Raw genomic sequence first — 18,468 nt, 5'->3', positions numbered from 1 at the left:
CAGAAAAACCAAGTTCATCTCCCCTGTACGGGATTGAACTTGGTTCCTCTTTTACTTAACTATTCATTACGTGCCTGGTTAACCTTGGCGATAAGTTCATTAATAATTTCATCAGGTGAACGCTCATTCATCCATTGTTGGCCGAACATTTGGAACACTTTGATCATCGGGAAATCTGCCCAGAATCCCACAAACTCCTCGTTAAGATATACCTTGTCCGTAACGTGCTCGTTCATTTCATTCAGGCAATGCTCCAATTCCTTTTTTGCCACAGGATCACTCATCCACTCACTGAGCAGACTGAATTTGTGGAACGTGATTTCTTCCTTACCAAAGTCACAATGTAGACGTTCCGTAATTCGGAGATCTTTGGACGAGCTGCCAAGTGAAATTTGGAAAAACCCGGTCTCTGCCACCCAACGGTTATACTTGGTGTTGTAATATGAGAAATCTCTCTCTTCCAGTTCAAAAGTAATCTTGCGTTTTTCACCCGGCTCTAGTTCAACTTTGGCAAAAGCTTTCAATTCTTTCTCTGGACGGGTCCATGTGCACTCTTCATCGTGAACATACAATTGAACAACTTCTTTTCCCTTGCGCTTTCCGGTATTTTTCAATTGGAAGGACACAGTAACACCGTTATGGGTCTGAGCCACTTCCAGATCCGTATAGGAGAACGATGTGTAAGACAATCCGTGTCCAAACGGGAATTGAGGTGCCAGTTCTTTCCGGTCATAATATCGATAACCCACGAACAGTCCTTCGCGATAATACAGCTTGCCGTTCTCCCCGCGAATTCGCATGTGTGAAGGGTTGTCCGACAGTTTGACAGGGAATGTCTCAGACAGTTTGCCCGAAGGATTTGTCTGTCCGAATAATACATCTGCAATCACTTTACCCATGCCTTGACCCGACAACCAAGAATGAATCACACCAGGTACATGCTGTACCCATGGGCGCATCGCCAGTGCGGAACCGCTGCTCGTTACGACAATACACTTGGGTTGAACCGCGGCTACCGCAAGAATCAATTTCACTTGATGCTCGGGAAGATCAATGCCTTGCAAATCATGCATCTCCGATTCCGCATATTCTGGTTGGCCAACAAATAATACAGCAACATCGGAATTCATGGCTAATGACACGCTTTCCTTGATTAGCTCATCATTGATGGAGTCATCCTCCGGGTACCCTTCTGCATAATTCATGGTCATGGCATCGCCAGCCAGATTCTTTATCTCGTCCCAAGGAATATCGACTTTTGTAGGCGTTACCTTCGCACTGCCCGCTCCCTGAATTCTCGGTTTTTTAGCAAACCGTCCGATCACGGCAACTGACGAAATGGACTCCTGCCCTAGCGGGAGAATCGCGTTCTCATTTTTCAGAAGCACAATACTCTCGGCCGCCGCTTTACGCGCGAGTGCATGATAGTCCGAATCTGGAGAAGAATCCAAGTCTTTCTTACCCGTTACTCGCTCAACCAGTTTCAAAATCCGGCCCACGCTGCGATCCAACTGTTCTTGAGAAAGGCTTCCGTTCTGAACCGCTTCAATGATCGCTTTGGCATTGTAATGGGCGGGACCCGGCATCTCCAGATCAAGCCCGGCCTTCAGTCCGCGTATACGATCATTGACAGCTGTCCAGTCGGATAGAACAACACCTTCATAACCCCACTCTTCTCTCAAAATGTCATTCAGCAAATGTTCGTTCTCACTTGTATACGTTCCATTCAATAAATTATAAGAACACATAACCGTCCAAGGATCGGATTTCTTAATAATACGTTCAAAGGCGCTCAGGTAAATCTCGCGGAGCGTTCGCTCATCGATTTCCGAACTGGTTACCATCTTCTCGAACTCCTGGTTGTTACCCGCAAAGTGTTTGACAGAAGCGCCCACGCCTTCGCTTTGGATCCCGTTTATAAACGCCGCTCCAAGTTCCCCCGTCAAGTATGGGTCTTCCGAGTAGTATTCGAAGTTTCTTCCGCCAAGCGGCGTTCTTTTCATATTGACACCAGGTCCAAGCAGCAGCTCAACGTCCATGGTTTTGGATTCACGTCCCAGTGCCACACCGACTTCATACAATAAATCCGTATTCCACGAAGAACCGATGGCTGAACCCGTAGGGTAACAGGTTGCGGGTACATTTTCCGTTGTAATCCCCATTTCTTCATCGCTGTTTGTTTTACGGATGCCGTTTGTCCCATCGTACATATGAACTGGCGGAATGTTTAACCGCTCGATTCCTTTTGTCATCCACATATTCAATCCTGCGCAGAGTGAAGCTTTCTCGGCCAGCGTTAATGCCGTCAACAATTCATTGATTGATTTATCCATAGTACTCACCCTTCTAATATCAATTTTGTTCCTGTTCTTTCTTCAGTTCCTGTGCATCATACAGTTTGAAAAACGGAAACCAGACAATAAATACAATCACCAGGACGACCGCCAGCAAGATAAGCCCATTGAGTCCGGACATAATGTAGGTGGACAGGCCGATTGGCGTGTACCATAGCTGGAAGATCTGGCTCGGGATCCGTACCCAACCCCAGTCGAGAGCCAAGTACACAATCACCGGCGTGATAAGTGAGTTAATCCACATCGGCACCATGAGTAACGGATTAAAGGCAATCGGTGCTCCGTACACGACAGGTTCATTAATGTTGAACAAGGACGGGATAATCGTCGCCTTGCCGACAGATTTCAGTTTTTTCGAACGTGCCATCAGGAACCAAACAACTAACGGCAAAGTCGCACCCATACCGCCAATACCCAGCCAGCCGGAGAAAAAGGTTTCAAATGTGTTAATATTGACCGGATCTTGTCCCGCTGCGACAAGAGCTGCATTTTCTTCGATTGCAGGTATCCAGATTGCGTACCAGATCGGTGTCATGACCCACGGGCTTACGCCGAAAGAATACAGTACAACGCCAATGAAATTGAACAATAAAAATCCGGTTAAGCTTTGTCCAACGGCATTGATCGGCTCAAATACGTTCACGATCAGTCCAAAAATATCAAAATGAAGCTGATATACAAGCAACCATCCTGTTGTTAATACCAGGGCGATCGGGACGAGAAAATCGAACCAGTCCATAATGAATTCGGGAAGTGAAGACCCTTTTTTGAAGAACGAAAATTTGTTGCACATGATCATTACAAGAGCGACAAATACACCTACCAACAGTGCTGTAATCATCCCCGAGGGTCCAAATCGTTCAAGGATGAACTGAATGGTACCGTCTTCGTTTACTGTCGGGTTAAGCAGCATAACGAACAGAGATATTCCCGCCATTCCCGCCAGCAACTTGATTTTGTGTCGTTCTCTTTTTTCCATCACGACATAAGGCGTCAAAAAAGCAATAAACAACCCCAGCAAACCGAAACTGAATGTCGTGATGGGTGTCAGGTCCGGCATTCCCGGAATGAAATCCTGCAAAATCGAAATCAATGTAATAATCGAACCGATGAAAATCATCGGAATGGCGACCATGATGGCTTCTTGAATCGAAGAAACCCAAATATTGTTCGTAAACGCCTCCAATCTTGGCGCAAACGAATCTGTCATCCATTTCATGAAACGCTTCATCCAAAACTCCCCCTGTCTTCCTCTAAGCTGCCACAACCATAGTATATCGATTTGTGTTAACGCTTTCTTGTTGGAACTTGCCGCATCATGGTTCGTTTTTTGCCCAATCCATCACTATAGTTCTAGCTTGCCAGCCTGAACAAGAAATAAACAACAAAAAACATCCCTTCACTACTGAAAGGATGTCTTAAGAGCCTTTTTTTAATATTGCCTATCCAAAATGAGCAGCATTACCCCATGCGGTGGAAGAAAAATCTCTCTGCGCCAACTTTCATCTCTTATCATCTCTGTCCCCATCACGGGTCCACTCCTGCCGTTTAGATAGGCGATTTCTTCTTCCGTCAAGGAATATGGCGATCCCATGCGGGTCCACTCATCAAATACCGATCCATGCTCCCGATCCAGTTGATAACTGGTGCATTTATAAGGCCCCTCGAGATTGCTCAGGGTAAGTGCATAAGCTTTGCTGCCTTTTTCCTCAAATACGTCATAGCGGGTTGAGCTGGATAATTCCGACCAATCTCCACTTGCAAACAGCTGGTCTACGTGAACATAGTGATAGAACAAAAATTGCATGCTTCCATCCCTTTTTCGGGTTCCGACATAACCGTCTCCCTTGACCATCAGCTCATCCCCAAGCTTTTGCATAAGCTCAAATGCATAATAGCTGGGTTTCTTCAGCCCATCGCGGTTAATTAGGCCAAAACCTCCGTAGAAAGGAGAAGCTGGAACGATACTTTCTTCGAATACATCGGTAAAGGACCAAAAAGCCATCGCTTTCACCTCACCGAGCGTGTTCATGGTGTGGTAAATGACAAACGGAGCCATAAACATGGTATCGTGCAGCAAGTTACGGTCATACAGCGAAAAGTTCCATTCGGTGACATGAAGTTCAACATGACCGTACGTTGACGCATTCATTTTTTGCCGCATAAGTGCAATACTCTCTTTATAAAAAGCAGGCGGCATGATTTGCGTTAAACGATCGTCTTCAACTTTTAGCTTGGGATACTCCGAATAGATGTGGAACGAATAAAAGTCGAGAGCCACTTCCCGCTTGCGGCAATAGGACAAAAATTCCTCAGCCCAGGTATCGTTCCAGAGAGATCCGTAACCCATAGCTGGCCCCCCCACCTTCAGTTCCGGCAAAATCGATTTGATGGCATGAACGGTCGATTCGTAAAACGTAAAGTATTCTTCCTTGCTTCCTGCCCAACAAACACCCGCCAGGTCAGGCTCGTTCCATACTTCGAAATACCACTGCCTCACTTCTTCCGCCCCATAACGATTCAAACAATGGCGAACGAATTCACCAACAAGCGCCTGCCACTTGGCAGGGTCGGATGGCGGGCTAATATTCCCTCTCCACCAAAACAGCGTTTCTTTGGATCTCGCCAACTGGCTCGGCATAAAACTTAATTCCACAAATGGCCGAACACCCTGATCCAGCAGGAAATCATACAACTTGTCCACATAAGACCAATTATAGAGGGGAGTGCCCTGCTCGTTCTCGCTGTACACCATCATCTCGTCATTGAAGATGCCGTGAAATCGAATATATTGAAAAGGTACTTTTCCTTTCAGCGCGGAGAGCTGCTTCCGCCAATCTTCACGTAAACCTTCAATGGCTCTCCCTGCCGTCATGGTCATATTCCAGTGCTTTTCGTAGACAGACGACGTCTGATCCGCACGAATTTCAATATAAGTTTGGTCTGACAGATGTACAGACGGTATAGGAAGCGTGTCTTGATCAGCGTCAACCTTAACATCCAGATATCGATACAGTAAGCTAATCGCATTCAACGTTTCCATCTCGTAATAATCTCCGCTTGAAGACTCCTCATATGTTTTGGGTTTGCGGTTCACATTCAACTGATGGAGTTCCGGTGTACGAGAAGCTTCCCGATAGGAACCGGGCGTACAGCCGTACTTTTCCTTGAAGTATTTGTTAAACAGCTTCACATTGGCAAATCCGCAATCCAGCGCAATCTCCGAGATATTTTTATCGTTTGCTGCCAGCTGAGCCTGAGCCTTCTCCAAGCGAATGAGCGTCAAATACTTTTGGAAAGGTATCCCGATTTTGTCGGTGAAGAAGTGGGAGAAATAATGCAAACTTAAATGTTCGGAATGCGCCATATCCTGCAGTGTAATCTTCTCATTGTAGTGTAAATCAATATATGTGAGGACCCTGTTCAGTCTTTTATAGTCATAATCCCTGCTACCGTCTTCCAATGCGGAATTCGTTCCACTGGAAAAATACCTCTGCAGGCATCCGCATAACATCTGTAATCTGCCCATTGTGAAATTTTGATAACCCGGCGTTTTTTTGTTGATCTCCCATACCATTTGCGCAAGATATTGTTTAATACTTTGCAGGCGAGGAGCGTTTTGTTCCACGTTCATAGCAGAGTTACAGGAGATAAACGCATTATTGTTCATCAACTCGGGACCGAACTGCAATGTTAATAACACATTGTCCTGATTGGTTCGTTCGATCTTGTGGACGGACATACTGTTAACCACAATCACATCATCTTCATGCAGTGTATATTGCTGCTGGTCCAGATACATGATGATTGAACCGTGGAGAACATATACAACTTCCACTTCCTTGTGCCAATGGAAATCAATATGTTTTACCGAGTTCACGAAGAGTTTCATAGGCAGATCGTCCTGATGTTGAATAAACTCATATAGATAGCGAATTGTCTGCACCTTCCTTCATACCGATTATTATAGCCACAGCATTTTGAAGATATCAACAAGCTAAACAGTAAGAACAAAAAAGCCGATCAATTAAGGTTCAATTGATCGGCTCTTCTATATAAATGTTCAAACTACCTATTCAACTAGATGCACTGCTATCTTACCAACCGCGGTTGGACATGCGCTCTTCTGGAGCCAATTTAGAAATTTCGATCCCTTTCATCGGGGCGCCCAAGTTTTTGGATACTTCCGCAATCAGTTTGTAATCTGTGTAATGTGTTGTAGCTTCAACGATTGCACGAGCGAATTTCTCAGGGCTATCGGATTTGAAAATACCTGATCCTACAAACACACCGTCTGCTCCCAGGTGCATCATTAATGCTGCGTCTGCCGGAGTAGCTACACCGCCTGCTGCAAAGTTAACGACAGGAAGTTTGCCGTTTTCATGAACTTCGCGCAGTAACTCATAAGCTACACCCAGATTTTTTGCTTCAGCGTACAGCTCATCCTTGGACATGTTTTGCACTTTGCGGAGCTGGCTGTTAATTAGACGCATATGACGAACTGCCTCAACAATGTTGCCCGTTCCAGGCTCACCTTTTGTACGAATCATCGATGCACCCTCACCAATACGGCGAAGAGCTTCTCCCAAATCTTTGGCTCCACATACAAATGGTACAGTAAACTCATGTTTATCGATATGGAACACTTCGTCTGCAGGAGTAAGAACTTCACTTTCATCGAGATAGTCCACACCTAGGGATTCAAGCACTTTGGCTTCTATGTAATGACCGATACGTGCTTTGGCCATAACTGGGATAGATACAACCTTCATAACCTCTTCAACGATGGTTGGATCTGCCATGCGAGCTACACCGCCTGCTGCACGAATATCAGATGGTACCCGCTCAAGAGCCATAACAGCTGTTGCCCCTGCCGCCTCAGCAATTTTAGCTTGCTCTGCATTCATAACGTCCATGATGACGCCACCTTTTTGCATCTCAGCCATTCCTCTTTTTACACGATCTGTACCTGTTTGCATGATTGTAGTCCTCCTAATTAACTTTTGGGTGGTTTTCAATAAAGGCATCGCTCTAATCTATGATTTAGTATAGAATGAGAATGGTCATATAAAAAGATCCAATATTTTTGGTTTTTATTGTACCACTTCAATGATAACTCTGGAGGTCCTATGCAATTTCATGTAGCTTACAGTTCATATTTGAACCGAAAATATACAAAGATGAAAGCTCTATATCATGCCATTCGTGATGCAATTCATGAAGGTAATCTTATACATGGTGAGAAGTTACCCTCTACTAGAGAGTTAGCTGCGACGTATCACATTTCCAGAGGAACTGTGAATCAGGTATATGATACGTTGACTGCTCAAGGTTACATTCATTCAGAGCATGGAAGAGGAACCTTTGTTGCTTACCAGTTGGATTTGAACAATAATGCGTCCACCGTGAAAGCTTGTACGCATCACTTATCCGCCTGGGGAAATCGTATTCAGCAGTTTGAACAGCATTCGATTCAAAGAAATGCACCAGCCAATGCTCATACACATGATTTCAGAATGAATAGCGACGAAGTGATCGACTTTAGCAAATATCAACCTGATTTCTCCAAGTTCCCTTACGATGAATGGAATAATCGATTGTATGCAGAGATAAGGCAGCGTGAGCATCACCTGATAACAACTTCTGCCATGGTTAGTTCAACCGGGGATCCAAAATTGAGAGAAGCCATTGCTGCCTATCTTCGAAGGATGCGGGGCATTCAAGTCGATCCGGATCATATTGCAGTAACTGCAGGCTCCATGCAAGCTATAGCTCTACTCACTCAATTACTTGCAGATCCTGGGGATTATGTAGTGACAGAAAGTCCTTGTTATGTCGGAATTTCTAAAGCCATATTGGCTGCGGGTGCAAAGTTGATTGAAGCTAATCTCGATGGTCAGGGCGTTGTGCCCCAAGACTGGGAAGCACGTATGTTGTTTGTCACGCCGTCACGACAATTTCCTACTGGTGAAATGCTCAGTCTGGAACGCAGACAAACCTTGCTGGACTGGGCACAGCGAAATGATGCCATGATTGTTGAGGATGATTATGATAGTGAATTCCGATATCGAGGAATGCATGTTGAACCACTGAAAACACTCGATAAAGCAGGACGTGTAATCTACCTGGGTAGCTTTACAAAAACCTTGCCTTTAGAAGTACGACTTGGTTATGTGGTTCTTCCCCCTACCTTGGCTGACACCTTTAGAAAGGCACAGGCATTATATGAGCCAAGACCCGTCAACCTGATCGAACAACGGGCATTAGCTGCATTCATGACAAGCGGTCAATATGAGCGTCATCTGCGCAGAATGAATCGATTATACAGTCGCAAATTCCATCTGTTACTCAAACTTTTGAACAAACACCTCTCTACATGGTTTGATTGGGTGGAGAATGAAGCGGGTCTACACGTGTTTGGTTGGTGGCGAGGTAATGTGACCACTTATGAAGCCTTTCGGGAATCAGCTAGGTCACAAGGTGTGGTATACTCAGAAGTCAGCAGTTCAACGGCTGTTGGTACGAAGTATGGTATCTATTTGTCTTTTGCACATTTGTCAGATGAACAATTACAGGAAGGCGTATCCAGATTAAAAAATGCCGTTACAACTGCATTGTGAGGTAAATCGTCTCCAAAGTGAGTACAAGAAGATCATCATTCGGAAGAGGGGCGATCATTATGAATTGGTTAAATGAACTTTACAAAATTAATAAGCAGGAACCGGACAAGGAAATCGAACGTTCTTTGGTTAATGCCATCTTCCGAATATATGACCGGTTCCCCCGAATCGGCCTTAGAGAGCGGATCGGACAGCAAGAAATGTCTCTTGATATCGCCGATGCTTATATCCATGGACATAATGCCATGATTGAAGCTGGTGTCGGAATTGGTAAGTCTTTTGCGTACCTGATCCCAAGCCTGCTCACGAATCAAATGTCTCAGAAACCAGTCATTATAGCTACCTCCTCCATTCAGCTCTCGGAACAGATACATAAAGATTTAAGGATCATTGGTAGTCGGTTGGGATTCTCAACGGTTCGCTCCGTCGTGGGAAAAGGCATGGGTCAGTATGCCTGCCGAAGTAGAGCAGCGGAATGGATCAGTCTTGATGATGCTAACTCCTCCGTGTCTACCCTTGCGCAGCGCATATTAGATTATGAAATTGATGAAAGAGCCGATATTAAAGCTGGAATTAGTGATGCTGAATGGTCCCACGTTTCCGTGAATGATTGCAAATTTGAACGTTGTCATCATAAAACTGCATGTTTGTTTTACGATATGAGAGCGAAATTAAATGCAAAAGCTCACGAGATTGATTTTATTATCGTGAACCAGGACTTGCTCATACGGGATTTGATGAAGAAAAAAGAAGGAACCAAAAGCATCATCTCGGAACAGCCTGCTCTGATCGTCATTGATGAAGCGCATAATCTGGAAACAAAAGTTCGGGATGCCAGAACACTTGAGTTCACTTATCGAGGAATTTGCCGCATTCTGGATACCACGGTGCAGCTTCTAACGAAACAGTCCGGGGATAAAAGTCTCTTCTCACAATCCAAGTTCATCAAAAACTGCGCTGAGCGCATCTTCAAACAGGTAAACGCGGATCTTCTCGACCATGCCAAGCAGGATAACGACCGAATCAAAGTGTCAGAGATCAAAGGAATACCGTTGAACCAGGTCTCGAACGAATTAAAAGATCTCAGTCTACGTCTTTCCATTTTGACCTCACGCCACGAGCGGGAGATCGATGACGCTTTTGAAGCCATAAATGGGCTCATTACGCTCATCCATGTCTTGGCTGAAATAGAGGACAACTATCTCAGATGGGCAAGCAGTCCCCTGGGAGTAACCACAATCAGCATCTGTCCCAAAGATATAAGCCAATTTCTGAAATACGCTTTATTTAATGGCAAGGTACCTGTAATCCTAACATCAGCAACGCTGTGCCAAGGCGGGGATACGCTGGAGGAACAATATTCTTATATGACGCACTCCCTCGGTTATAAGGGAGATTTCCTAGAGCGCCAACCCTCCCCTTTTGACTACACCAACCATGCCATGATGTATATTTCGAACAAAGTTCCCTATTATCACCACGATCAGCGCGAAAACTATCTTGAAGCAGCGTACAAGGAAGTGGTTCAACTCTGTAATCTAACTCAGGGAAGAACAATCATCCTTTTTTCAGCAAAAGAGGACATGAAGTACATTCACAAAAAGTTGATCTCAAGGGCTAATGAATATACATGGGCAGTCCATGTTCAAAAAGAGGGATCATCACAGGACAGTGTCATCGCCGAATTCAGGAAAAGCAAAGGTGTACTCCTGGGTACAGGTGTATTCTGGGAAGGTGTGAATATCGAGGGGTCTGACCTGTCACAGGTCATTATTTTCCGTCTGCCCTTCCCTGTTCCATCGGATCCTGTTTATGAATATAAGGCATCTGTAACAGAGAATCCGTTCATGGAGGTGTTTGTACCGGACATGCTTCTTCGGTTACGGCAAGGAACGGGACGCTTGATCCGTAGTGAAACGGACCTTGGCATACTCAGCATACTTGACTCCCGTCTTAGCGCAGCGGCTAAAAAGAATTACCGGGAACAGGTGCTGAACACGTTGCCGTTCAAAAAAGTGACGGAGGATTTTGCGGTTTTGGAGAAATTTGTTCAAAATAAGGGGATACGACGAACGGATTAGAAAGTGTTACAACCAAACGATATAAACTGTTCAAATCACATGAAACGGCCCTTCCGCTCATAAAGTGGAGGGGCTAATTTCATGCTGTAGGATATATGCTACAATATATTCCAGAGTTTTGAATCCCAAAGGAGGCATTACCATGGTTGAAAGACCAACTACAGATGAATATGCAGCTTATTATGAAGGGTACATCCAGCTTGTTCCTGAAGGAAACATCATCGAACGCTTAGAGCTGCAAGCCAACATCCTACCAACTTTGCTCTCTTCATTGACAGAGGAGCAAGTAAATTATCGGTACGCCGAAGACAAATGGAGCGTAAAAGAGGTCATCGGCCACCTTTTGGATAACGAACGCATCATGAGCAGCCGATTGCTTCGCATCGCCCGAGGTGACCAAGCGAATCATCCTGGCTACGATCAGGACGTGCTTATGCATACCCACCCTTTCAATGCGTATACCCTGGCCGATTTGAGCGAAGAATATACCGTCACACGTCGCTCAACCATTCTTATGCTCCGTCGCCTCACCCCGGAAGCATGGCTCTGTAAAGGGATCGTCAGTGATAACACTGCTTCAGCTCGATCGATTGCATTTGTTATGGCTGGACATGAGCTCCATCATTTATCAGTACTTCGCGATCGCTATTCGTTAGATTTGAAATTATAAAATTCATTCAAAAAGACTTTGAACCTACATTCTCAGTAGGATCAAAGTCTTTTCTCATCAGTCGTTTTATCGTTCAAATTATCGTTCAAAATGAATCAGATGTGTATCCTCTCCCAAAGATAATGTGGAATAATGATTCAGAATAGGAATGTCTCCATTGAATTCAATGGGCAGGACCACATAGCTGGATTGGAAGTAATCCGATCCGTTCCAGCGATCTGCAAAGTATAGATACTCCTCTTCTGATCGCTTCAGCACAAATGCTGGTTGCGTTTGGTACGTCGTTTCATCGCCAAAATCGCTTAGCATCCCCCATGGTCCATCCATCGTATCCGCCATCGCGTATTTCCCTTGATTGGGGGCCCAGCCTGTGCAAAATGAGGTCAGCATATAATATTTACCGTTCCGCTTGAAGACGGCTGGCGCCTCTCGATATTCCCCCTGCCACAGCTTTCCGACAAGACTTTCAACATTAAGGTAATCTTCCTGCAGGCGATAGATGTGCAGGTCCGCATTGTCTCTGGCAGCCGAAATAAAATATGCTGTCCCGTCATCGTCCTGAAAGAGCGTGCAGTCACGCGACATATACCCGTACGGATTAAAGCTGCCATGATACACGAAATGGCTATCCGGATAATCTGATGTGGCTATGGCACATGCAGCATCATTGTAATTGTCACCATTCTCATAGTGAACCCAGAGGACAAACTTTTTTGTCACCGCGTTGAACAGCACTTTAGGCCGTTCGAGATTTACTTTTCCACCTTTATCGTTCACTAATCTCAGATTCGTCCGAACTCGAATGGGTGCAGCTGGCGTAGAGGTCGTCAAGATATGGTTCCGAAACTCCCAGTTGAATAGATCTTTGGAACGGTAACAACTCACATATATATCTTCTCTACGATCTTCACCATACCAGTAATAATAATCGTCATGAAACAACATATGTCCACCATGGGAATGGATCGGCTGACCACTTAAATCATTCCAGATGCCACCATTGGTTAGTTGATTATTCACACCGTTACCTCTCTTCTTTTAAGAACATCGTTAATTGGTGTCCGATCCAAATACCTTCACTTCCCAAAGTCTTGGCGTGTACCAATTGTTGGGATTGTTATGAAGTGCCGCATTTTGCATATTAATTCGTACATACCTGGCAGCAGTGCTCGATAGCGTATCTGATGTGAAACCGTAAGATGTATTATTGGTTCGATCCAATGCCACGGTCCAGTTTACATTATCCGTACTAGTCTCGATTTTATATTTGTAATAACCTTCGGAGCCTTTTTGCATCCACCAGGAGATTTGCACATTATTCAATTGCTGAACGGAACCAAGGTCGACCTTCCACCAATGTGGCCAGGAGCTGCCTGTGCCGATCCATTCGGTTTGATAGTTACCATCATTAGCATAACTTGCCGGGTTTGTGCCAGTAGCCGTTTGGGCTGTTGCCGGTTTACCTTGTGACAGCAGTTTCCCATTCTGAACGGGAACGACGACATCATCACTTGTGTTGTACAGGACTTGATCAAAATAATCATAAAATGCGTAACCATCGGAGAACCAAACGGGAAGCAAACGTTCCTCCGTTGTTCCATTTTGCGTGCCTGCCCAGCCGAACATCCAGCGATACGCAACCATAACCACGTTGTTACCCGTATCTGGCTTCACCCGCATGACGGAACCCGACTGCGCAGAGAAGGTTGACGTGTTGCCAATTGTCCGTAATTCAGACCAATCTCCGTCAATGCTTGTTGCTGATGAATACAAGGGTATACTCGGGTACCAACCTGCCGCTTGGGAAGAGAACAAATAATAAATGCCATCTTTTTTGATCATCTTGGGCAGTTCCCTGTGTTGATTTTGATAAATAACAGAAACTTGGTGATCCACATCCAGCCAATCGGAGGTTAACTTATATAAGATGGTGTCCGAATTATTATTGGCCGTAGAGATCAGATACGCCGAATCATCGTCATCTTTGAAAATGGAGATATCCCGGGATTGGTTCCCTTCCGGCCGAAAGCTTTTGTGGAATGTAAAGTCTTCTCCAGGTGTAGCTGAAGCCACAGATACTCTGGCAAGCGTGTAATCTGTACTATTTTCATAGTGAGCCCAAAAAACGAATTTGTTTGTGGGCGCATGGTAAAGAATATTAATCCCCTCAAATTTGGAGTTCGCCAGATCGGGATGATCCGTGTAGGACAGGACCACTTTGTCGTTACCGTAGGTGATATCATCTGTTGATGTCTGTTGAATCATTTCTCCAAATCCACCTGATGGCTTTTGAACAAAATTAAACCTGTAGTAGGTATCCCCAACTTTAAGTTCATTCGGGAGCATAAGCGTTGATTGCGTTGTGTTATCAAAAGTTGTGAGGTCTTCTGGAAGGCTGTAAGGGGTATATTCTGGCGAGACAGCGGAGGTTAACAAGGAAGTTCCGCCATATGCCTTCACTTGATACTTGTATGTGTTACCTATATTGAGTTCATAATCATCCGTCGTTGTACCGGTTAAGGTCTGTAATAACGTATAAGGTGCATTGTTCTCGGATCTGTATAACTCGTATGCAGTCGCTCCCTGGACAGGTGCCCAATGAATTTTGGCATTGGATACTTTGGATTCATTCTTCAGGACAAACAGTGTTGCAGCGATCTTGGTCTCTTCACCAGCAGTAGCGTGAACGGTTTGAGTTGAGGACGTTAAATGCACTGTTAACAACATCAATGCAATGACGATAGCCATCCACGATTTACCTTTGATCATGTCTCATCATCTCCTTTTTTTAGAAGACCAACCTCCCTGTTGCCGGAAGGCTGGTTCAGGTGAAACTAGACTTTATTTCAAATTCATCAGTGTCATTACATCCGTCTCGCTGGCTTGGTTGTACCATTCATTAACTTCTTCGATAACGGTGTCTCCGCCTTTTTCATGCCACTGTTTCACAAAGGTATCAAATGCTTCAAGCGGCTCATTGCCATATATGATTTTGGTGAACGTCTCTTGTTCCATGGTAGTCAACTGTTCCCACACATTTTGCATCGTTGGTGTTGGTGGACCGTTAAACTCATTTGGCAGTAAAACATCTCTGTTTTCATACGAAATCCGATATCCATCCTGTGTCGTTTGATCTTTTGAAGCGCTTTGAATGAGGACGCCCGTGTCGGCTTTAACTCCATTCGCCAGATCGTAGTACGATTGGCCAGGACCATCAACACTCGGTGTATTTTTGGTAAATGCCATTTTCCCAACGCCCTGCACAGCCTCTAATGGCGTATTAAATTTCGTTGGATCAAAAGTGACTTCGTCGTTGACGATATCGTAATCGTATCCCTGCGCGTAGCCGTATTTAAAATCTCCCGTACTGAACGCCGCGTCGTACATTTTATCGTAGTACAAGAAGAAGGCTTCCATGTTCTGAAAATCCTTGTTAAACATGAACACACCATCGTTCAACTGGGCGGATTGATAGGTCTTATCACCGTTCACACCTTGAATGGTCGGATAAGCACTGATTTTTGCACCCTCTACATTTTTCTCTACGTCCTTCACACTGTCGTAAAGCCAAGGACGACCAATGATGATACCAGCTTTCCCCTCCGTAAAATCGGACAGTGCATCCCATGCACCTTGGGTGGCTAATTCTTTGTTCAAGTACCCTTTTGCATACCAATCGCGTAACTTGGCAAGTGCCTCTTTGTTGCCAGGAGTCACAGATCCATACGTGAGTTTGCCATTGTCGTTATGCCATTGCCTTGGAAGATGTTTGCCCGTGTATGCGCTGAATATCATGACCGGATCGCTGACCCAGCCCGTATTGTAGGAATCTTTACCTGAAAAAGTAAAGCCGTATGTGTCTTTCTTGCCGTTCCCATCGGGGTCCTCATTAGTGAACGCCGCGATGACTTGTTCAAACTCCTCAATCGTTGTTGGCGCTCTCAAGTTTAAACTGTCCAACCAGTCCTGGCGGATCAACATGACTTCACCTTCCGTCAAATTCGGCGCAATGGCCATCCCGTAGACCTTGGCCTCCCTAACCACTGGATTGAAGGTGGTCGGGTATTGTTTGTATATTTCTTTTATCCGGTCAGGCATGTAGGTTGAGATGTCTTCTGTAATCTCCTTGACTTGCCCCGACTCAATCAGATCATTGACCAGCATGGTGTCATAGACGGGCAGAACGTCTGGCAGCTTCTCGGAACCCGTCAACGCCAGCCGCAGCTTGGTATTGTATTGTGAAGCATCACCTCCCAGCAGGGTGGTTTGGATTTTGATACCCAGGTTTTGTTCGCCCCAGCGGGTCAATACATTGTCATTTAACGTCTCACCGTTGATGTACTTTCCAGCATTTTCATCCTGTTGTTTGGCGATGGTGATCGTAAACGGTGGATCATATTTTCCGTCCTTAAGCACCGATGCCGGTGCGGTCTCGGAAGCACTCTCCCCTTTGCTACAGCCAGCCATAAGAATAGCCGACAGCATAACCATACTTACCATTTTCCATAAATCAGTTCTTTTCTTCATGGAAACATGCCCCCTTCACTCACTCAATTTGTTTTCTATATAAGCTCAACTAATTTCATATTTACACTGACACTCCGATGACAGAACAACCTTCCGATCGCTGTTATCGTGTAAATTTTAGTTGAACATATATAGATCGAATTTTTCGTCACAAACAACAACTATTCTTTGACGGCTCCAAGTACAATCCCCTTCACGAAATATCGTTGTAAAAAAGGATAGACCAAAATGATCGGTAGTGTGCTGACGAAAATTTGAGCTGCCTTGATACTTTGTTCCGACATTGCAGCGACTTCAGACTGGCTCATCGCCATATTCTGCATATTGCTCTGCACAACGACCGTCTGTAAGAACGAAGCCAACGGATACTTACTTGCATCCGACATGTACAATATCCCGTCAAACCAGGAGTTCCAGTGCCCTACCATAATGAACAAGGATACGGTCGCGATGCCAGGTAGAGATAATGGTAAATATATTTTGCTGAGAATTACGAAAAAGGACGCTCCGTCTATGAAAGCTGCTTCTTCCAAGGCTTTTGGAATCGTTTTGAAAAAATTGACGAGAAGAATCAGATTATAAGCACCGAAAGCGCCCGGTAGCACAAGAGCCCATATGGTATCCTTTAATCCAAGGGCGGTGATCAATATGTAAGAAGGTATCAATCCCCCCGAGAAGAGCATGGTAAAGATAAAAAACCACATGAGCACGTTGCGTCCCCGGAATTCCTTAGACAGGGCATATCCTGCACAGGTAAGAATAAACATGCTGATGGTTGTACCCAATACGGTTCGAGTGATGGATGTTAGCATGGCACCGTTGAAATTAGAATTGTTGAACGTTTTTACATAGGCGTCCACATTGAACCCGATCGGCCAAAATGAAACCATATTACCGCTAATGGCCGCTTTGCTACTGAGCGATTGTGCCAACAGATGAAGCAGTGGTAGAAAACACGCCAGCCCCGCCAGTATCATGAACGCGTAATTAAAATAGGAGAATACTCTATAGCCTGTCGTTTTATGGTACATGATCCATCTCCCTCCTTGTTAGAATATTTTGTAATTGGCATACTTATAGGCCAGCCTGTAAGAGACAACGATCAAGATCAAGCTAATCCCCGATTTGAACAGTCCTACAGCGGTTCCGAAGCCGTATTGCCCGTTTAACAAGGATGAACGGTAGACATAGGTGTCAATGATATCTCCCGTACTGTAGACAAGCGGATTGTACAGATTGAAGACTTGATCAAAGCCCGCATCCAGAATATTGCCCAGACTCAGCGTCGAAATGACGATAATCATGGGCAACATGCTAGGCAAGGTAACGTATCGAATTTGCTGCCTGCGTGTGGCCCCATCGATCTCGGCCGCTTCGTAATAAGATGGATTAATCCCTGCAATGGTCGCCAGATAAACAATCATGCCAAAGCCGAAGCTCTTCCACACATCGCTGATCACAACCGTGAATCGAAACAGATCAGGATCACCCAAGAAGTAAATGGGATCGTTCCCGAAAATCCGGGTCAAGATGTGATTGATTCCTCCGTCTAATCCGAGAATGTCGATCATCAACCCCGCGACCGTTACCCAGGACAAGAAATGCGGCAGATACACTAGTGTCTGTACACTTTTCTTAATGCCCATATTTCGGATCTCACTCAGCAGGATAGCCATGACGATTGGAACGATAATACCAACGATAATTTTAGAAACGGCGATAATTAACGTATTAACGATCGCTTGTGTGGCTTCTTTGTACTGGAAAATTCGTTCGAAATTATCTAACCCGATCCACCGTGAACCTGTGATGCCAAGCCATGGTTTGTAGTCCTGAAATGCCATGAGCAAACCTACCATCGGGCCATAAGAAAAGATGCAGACAAACACAAATGCCGGAATACACAGTACGTACAAAGGCCAGCTTTTCTTGATTTCCTTTTTGAATGAACTTCGCTGGGAAATCTTTGTTTTTGTTTTTTTCGCGGATCTGGCGGGCACAATTTCGTTAATGTTGCATACCTCCTCTATGATGGCTCTTCGAAAGCGATCCTTGAAGATAAGCTTAACAAAAGCGCTTTCATTCCAAAACGCCAAAATTTCAAGATCATAACCCCGCCCTGAAGCATTTTAAAACCGCTTTCATTTATCACCAATGCTACCCTTCCGCTTTTCGAAGGTTTGGCTTATATTAAAGTTAATCCGATCTGGAGTTTG

12 protein-coding genes are annotated in these 18,468 nt (G+C 44.9%); 3 read left to right on the top strand and 9 right to left on the bottom strand.

All coding sequences use genetic code 11. From position 1 onward, the window contains the following. Window positions 1-59: 59 nt before the first annotated feature. From QNO02_RS15205 to pdxS, 4 genes are all read right to left on the bottom strand, one after another. Window positions 60-2,333 carry a beta-glucosidase gene (locus QNO02_RS15205; RefSeq protein ID WP_091030252.1) on the bottom strand — a complete coding sequence of 758 codons (2,274 nt, stop codon included), beginning with the start codon at window positions 2,331-2,333 and terminating at the stop codon, window positions 60-62. Between the two features lie 19 nt (window positions 2,334-2,352). After that, complete coding sequence (locus QNO02_RS15200) at window positions 2,353-3,585, bottom strand: PTS sugar transporter subunit IIC (RefSeq protein ID WP_289389144.1); 1,233 nt, start codon at window positions 3,583-3,585, stop codon at window positions 2,353-2,355. Window positions 3,586-3,786: 201 nt separating this feature from the next. Further along, window positions 3,787-6,246, bottom strand: a complete 2,460-nt coding sequence (locus tag QNO02_RS15195) for a GH39 family glycosyl hydrolase (RefSeq protein ID WP_289389143.1) — start codon at window positions 6,244-6,246, stop codon at window positions 3,787-3,789. Between the two features lie 205 nt (window positions 6,247-6,451). Then, window positions 6,452-7,333: a pyridoxal 5'-phosphate synthase lyase subunit PdxS gene (pdxS, locus tag QNO02_RS15190; protein ID WP_036671277.1), complete on the bottom strand. Its 882-nt coding sequence runs from the start codon at window positions 7,331-7,333 to the stop codon at window positions 6,452-6,454. A 150-nt stretch (window positions 7,334-7,483) separates the two neighbouring features. Here pdxS and pdxR point away from each other — a divergent pair, with 150 nt between their 5' ends. The 3 genes from pdxR (at window position 7,484) to QNO02_RS15175 (ending at window position 11,725) form a co-directional block, all read left to right on the top strand. Further along, window positions 7,484-8,974: a MocR-like pyridoxine biosynthesis transcription factor PdxR gene (pdxR, locus tag QNO02_RS15185; protein ID WP_289389142.1), complete on the top strand. Its 1,491-nt coding sequence runs from the start codon at window positions 7,484-7,486 to the stop codon at window positions 8,972-8,974. Window positions 8,975-9,033: 59 nt separating this feature from the next. After that, window positions 9,034-11,055, top strand: a complete 2,022-nt coding sequence (locus QNO02_RS15180) for an ATP-dependent DNA helicase (RefSeq protein WP_289389141.1) — start codon at window positions 9,034-9,036, stop codon at window positions 11,053-11,055. A gap of 142 nt (window positions 11,056-11,197) precedes the next feature. Then, window positions 11,198-11,725, top strand: a complete 528-nt coding sequence (locus tag QNO02_RS15175) for a DinB family protein (protein WP_289389140.1) — start codon at window positions 11,198-11,200, stop codon at window positions 11,723-11,725. Between the two features lie 78 nt (window positions 11,726-11,803). Here QNO02_RS15175 and QNO02_RS15170 read toward each other — a convergent pair whose 3' ends face one another. The 5 genes from QNO02_RS15170 to QNO02_RS15150 all read right to left on the bottom strand — a co-directional run bounded on the left by QNO02_RS15170 (window position 11,804) and on the right by QNO02_RS15150 (window position 18,186). Further along, window positions 11,804-12,745 carry a family 43 glycosylhydrolase gene (locus tag QNO02_RS15170; RefSeq protein WP_289389139.1) on the bottom strand — a complete coding sequence of 314 codons (942 nt, stop codon included), beginning with the start codon at window positions 12,743-12,745 and terminating at the stop codon, window positions 11,804-11,806. Window positions 12,746-12,775: 30 nt separating this feature from the next. Continuing rightward, window positions 12,776-14,494 carry a discoidin domain-containing protein gene (locus QNO02_RS15165; RefSeq protein ID WP_289392646.1) on the bottom strand — a complete coding sequence of 573 codons (1,719 nt, stop codon included), beginning with the start codon at window positions 14,492-14,494 and terminating at the stop codon, window positions 12,776-12,778. Between the two features lie 72 nt (window positions 14,495-14,566). Then, window positions 14,567-16,252: a type 2 periplasmic-binding domain-containing protein gene (locus tag QNO02_RS15160; RefSeq protein ID WP_289392644.1), complete on the bottom strand. Its 1,686-nt coding sequence runs from the start codon at window positions 16,250-16,252 to the stop codon at window positions 14,567-14,569. A 161-nt stretch (window positions 16,253-16,413) separates the two neighbouring features. Beyond that, window positions 16,414-17,283 carry a carbohydrate ABC transporter permease gene (locus tag QNO02_RS15155; protein ID WP_289392643.1) on the bottom strand — a complete coding sequence of 290 codons (870 nt, stop codon included), beginning with the start codon at window positions 17,281-17,283 and terminating at the stop codon, window positions 16,414-16,416. 18 nt (window positions 17,284-17,301) lie between these two features. Beyond that, entirely contained in the window at window positions 17,302-18,186 is an 885-nt protein-coding gene (locus QNO02_RS15150; protein WP_036616097.1) for an ABC transporter permease, read from the bottom strand. Between the last annotated feature and the right edge of the window lie 282 nt (window positions 18,187-18,468).

This window comes from Paenibacillus sp. PK1-4R, from assembly GCF_030369595.1.
Taxonomy (GTDB): Bacteria; Bacillota; Bacilli; order Paenibacillales; family Paenibacillaceae; genus Paenibacillus.
This window is presented reverse-complemented; position numbering and strand designations above follow the sequence as displayed.

Excerpts from the sequence above, each read along its gene's own strand:
- QNO02_RS15165 (WP_289392646.1), bottom strand. The coding sequence starts at position 14,494 with ATGATCAAAGGTAAATCGTGGATGGCTATCGTCATTGCATTGATGTTG.
- QNO02_RS15205 (WP_091030252.1), bottom strand. The coding sequence starts at position 2,333 with ATGGATAAATCAATCAATGAATTGTTGACGGCATTAACGCTGGCCGAG.
- pdxS (WP_036671277.1), bottom strand. The coding sequence starts at position 7,333 with ATGCAAACAGGTACAGATCGTGTAAAAAGAGGAATGGCTGAGATGCAA.
- QNO02_RS15175 (WP_289389140.1), top strand. The coding sequence starts at position 11,198 with ATGGTTGAAAGACCAACTACAGATGAATATGCAGCTTATTATGAAGGG.
- QNO02_RS15155 (WP_289392643.1), bottom strand. The coding sequence starts at position 17,283 with ATGTACCATAAAACGACAGGCTATAGAGTATTCTCCTATTTTAATTAC.
- QNO02_RS15180 (WP_289389141.1), top strand. The coding sequence starts at position 9,034 with ATGAATTGGTTAAATGAACTTTACAAAATTAATAAGCAGGAACCGGAC.
- QNO02_RS15200 (WP_289389144.1), bottom strand. The coding sequence starts at position 3,585 with ATGAAGCGTTTCATGAAATGGATGACAGATTCGTTTGCGCCAAGATTG.
- pdxR (WP_289389142.1), top strand. The coding sequence starts at position 7,484 with ATGCAATTTCATGTAGCTTACAGTTCATATTTGAACCGAAAATATACA.
- QNO02_RS15160 (WP_289392644.1), bottom strand. The coding sequence starts at position 16,252 with ATGAAGAAAAGAACTGATTTATGGAAAATGGTAAGTATGGTTATGCTG.
- QNO02_RS15195 (WP_289389143.1), bottom strand. The coding sequence starts at position 6,246 with ATGAAACTCTTCGTGAACTCGGTAAAACATATTGATTTCCATTGGCAC.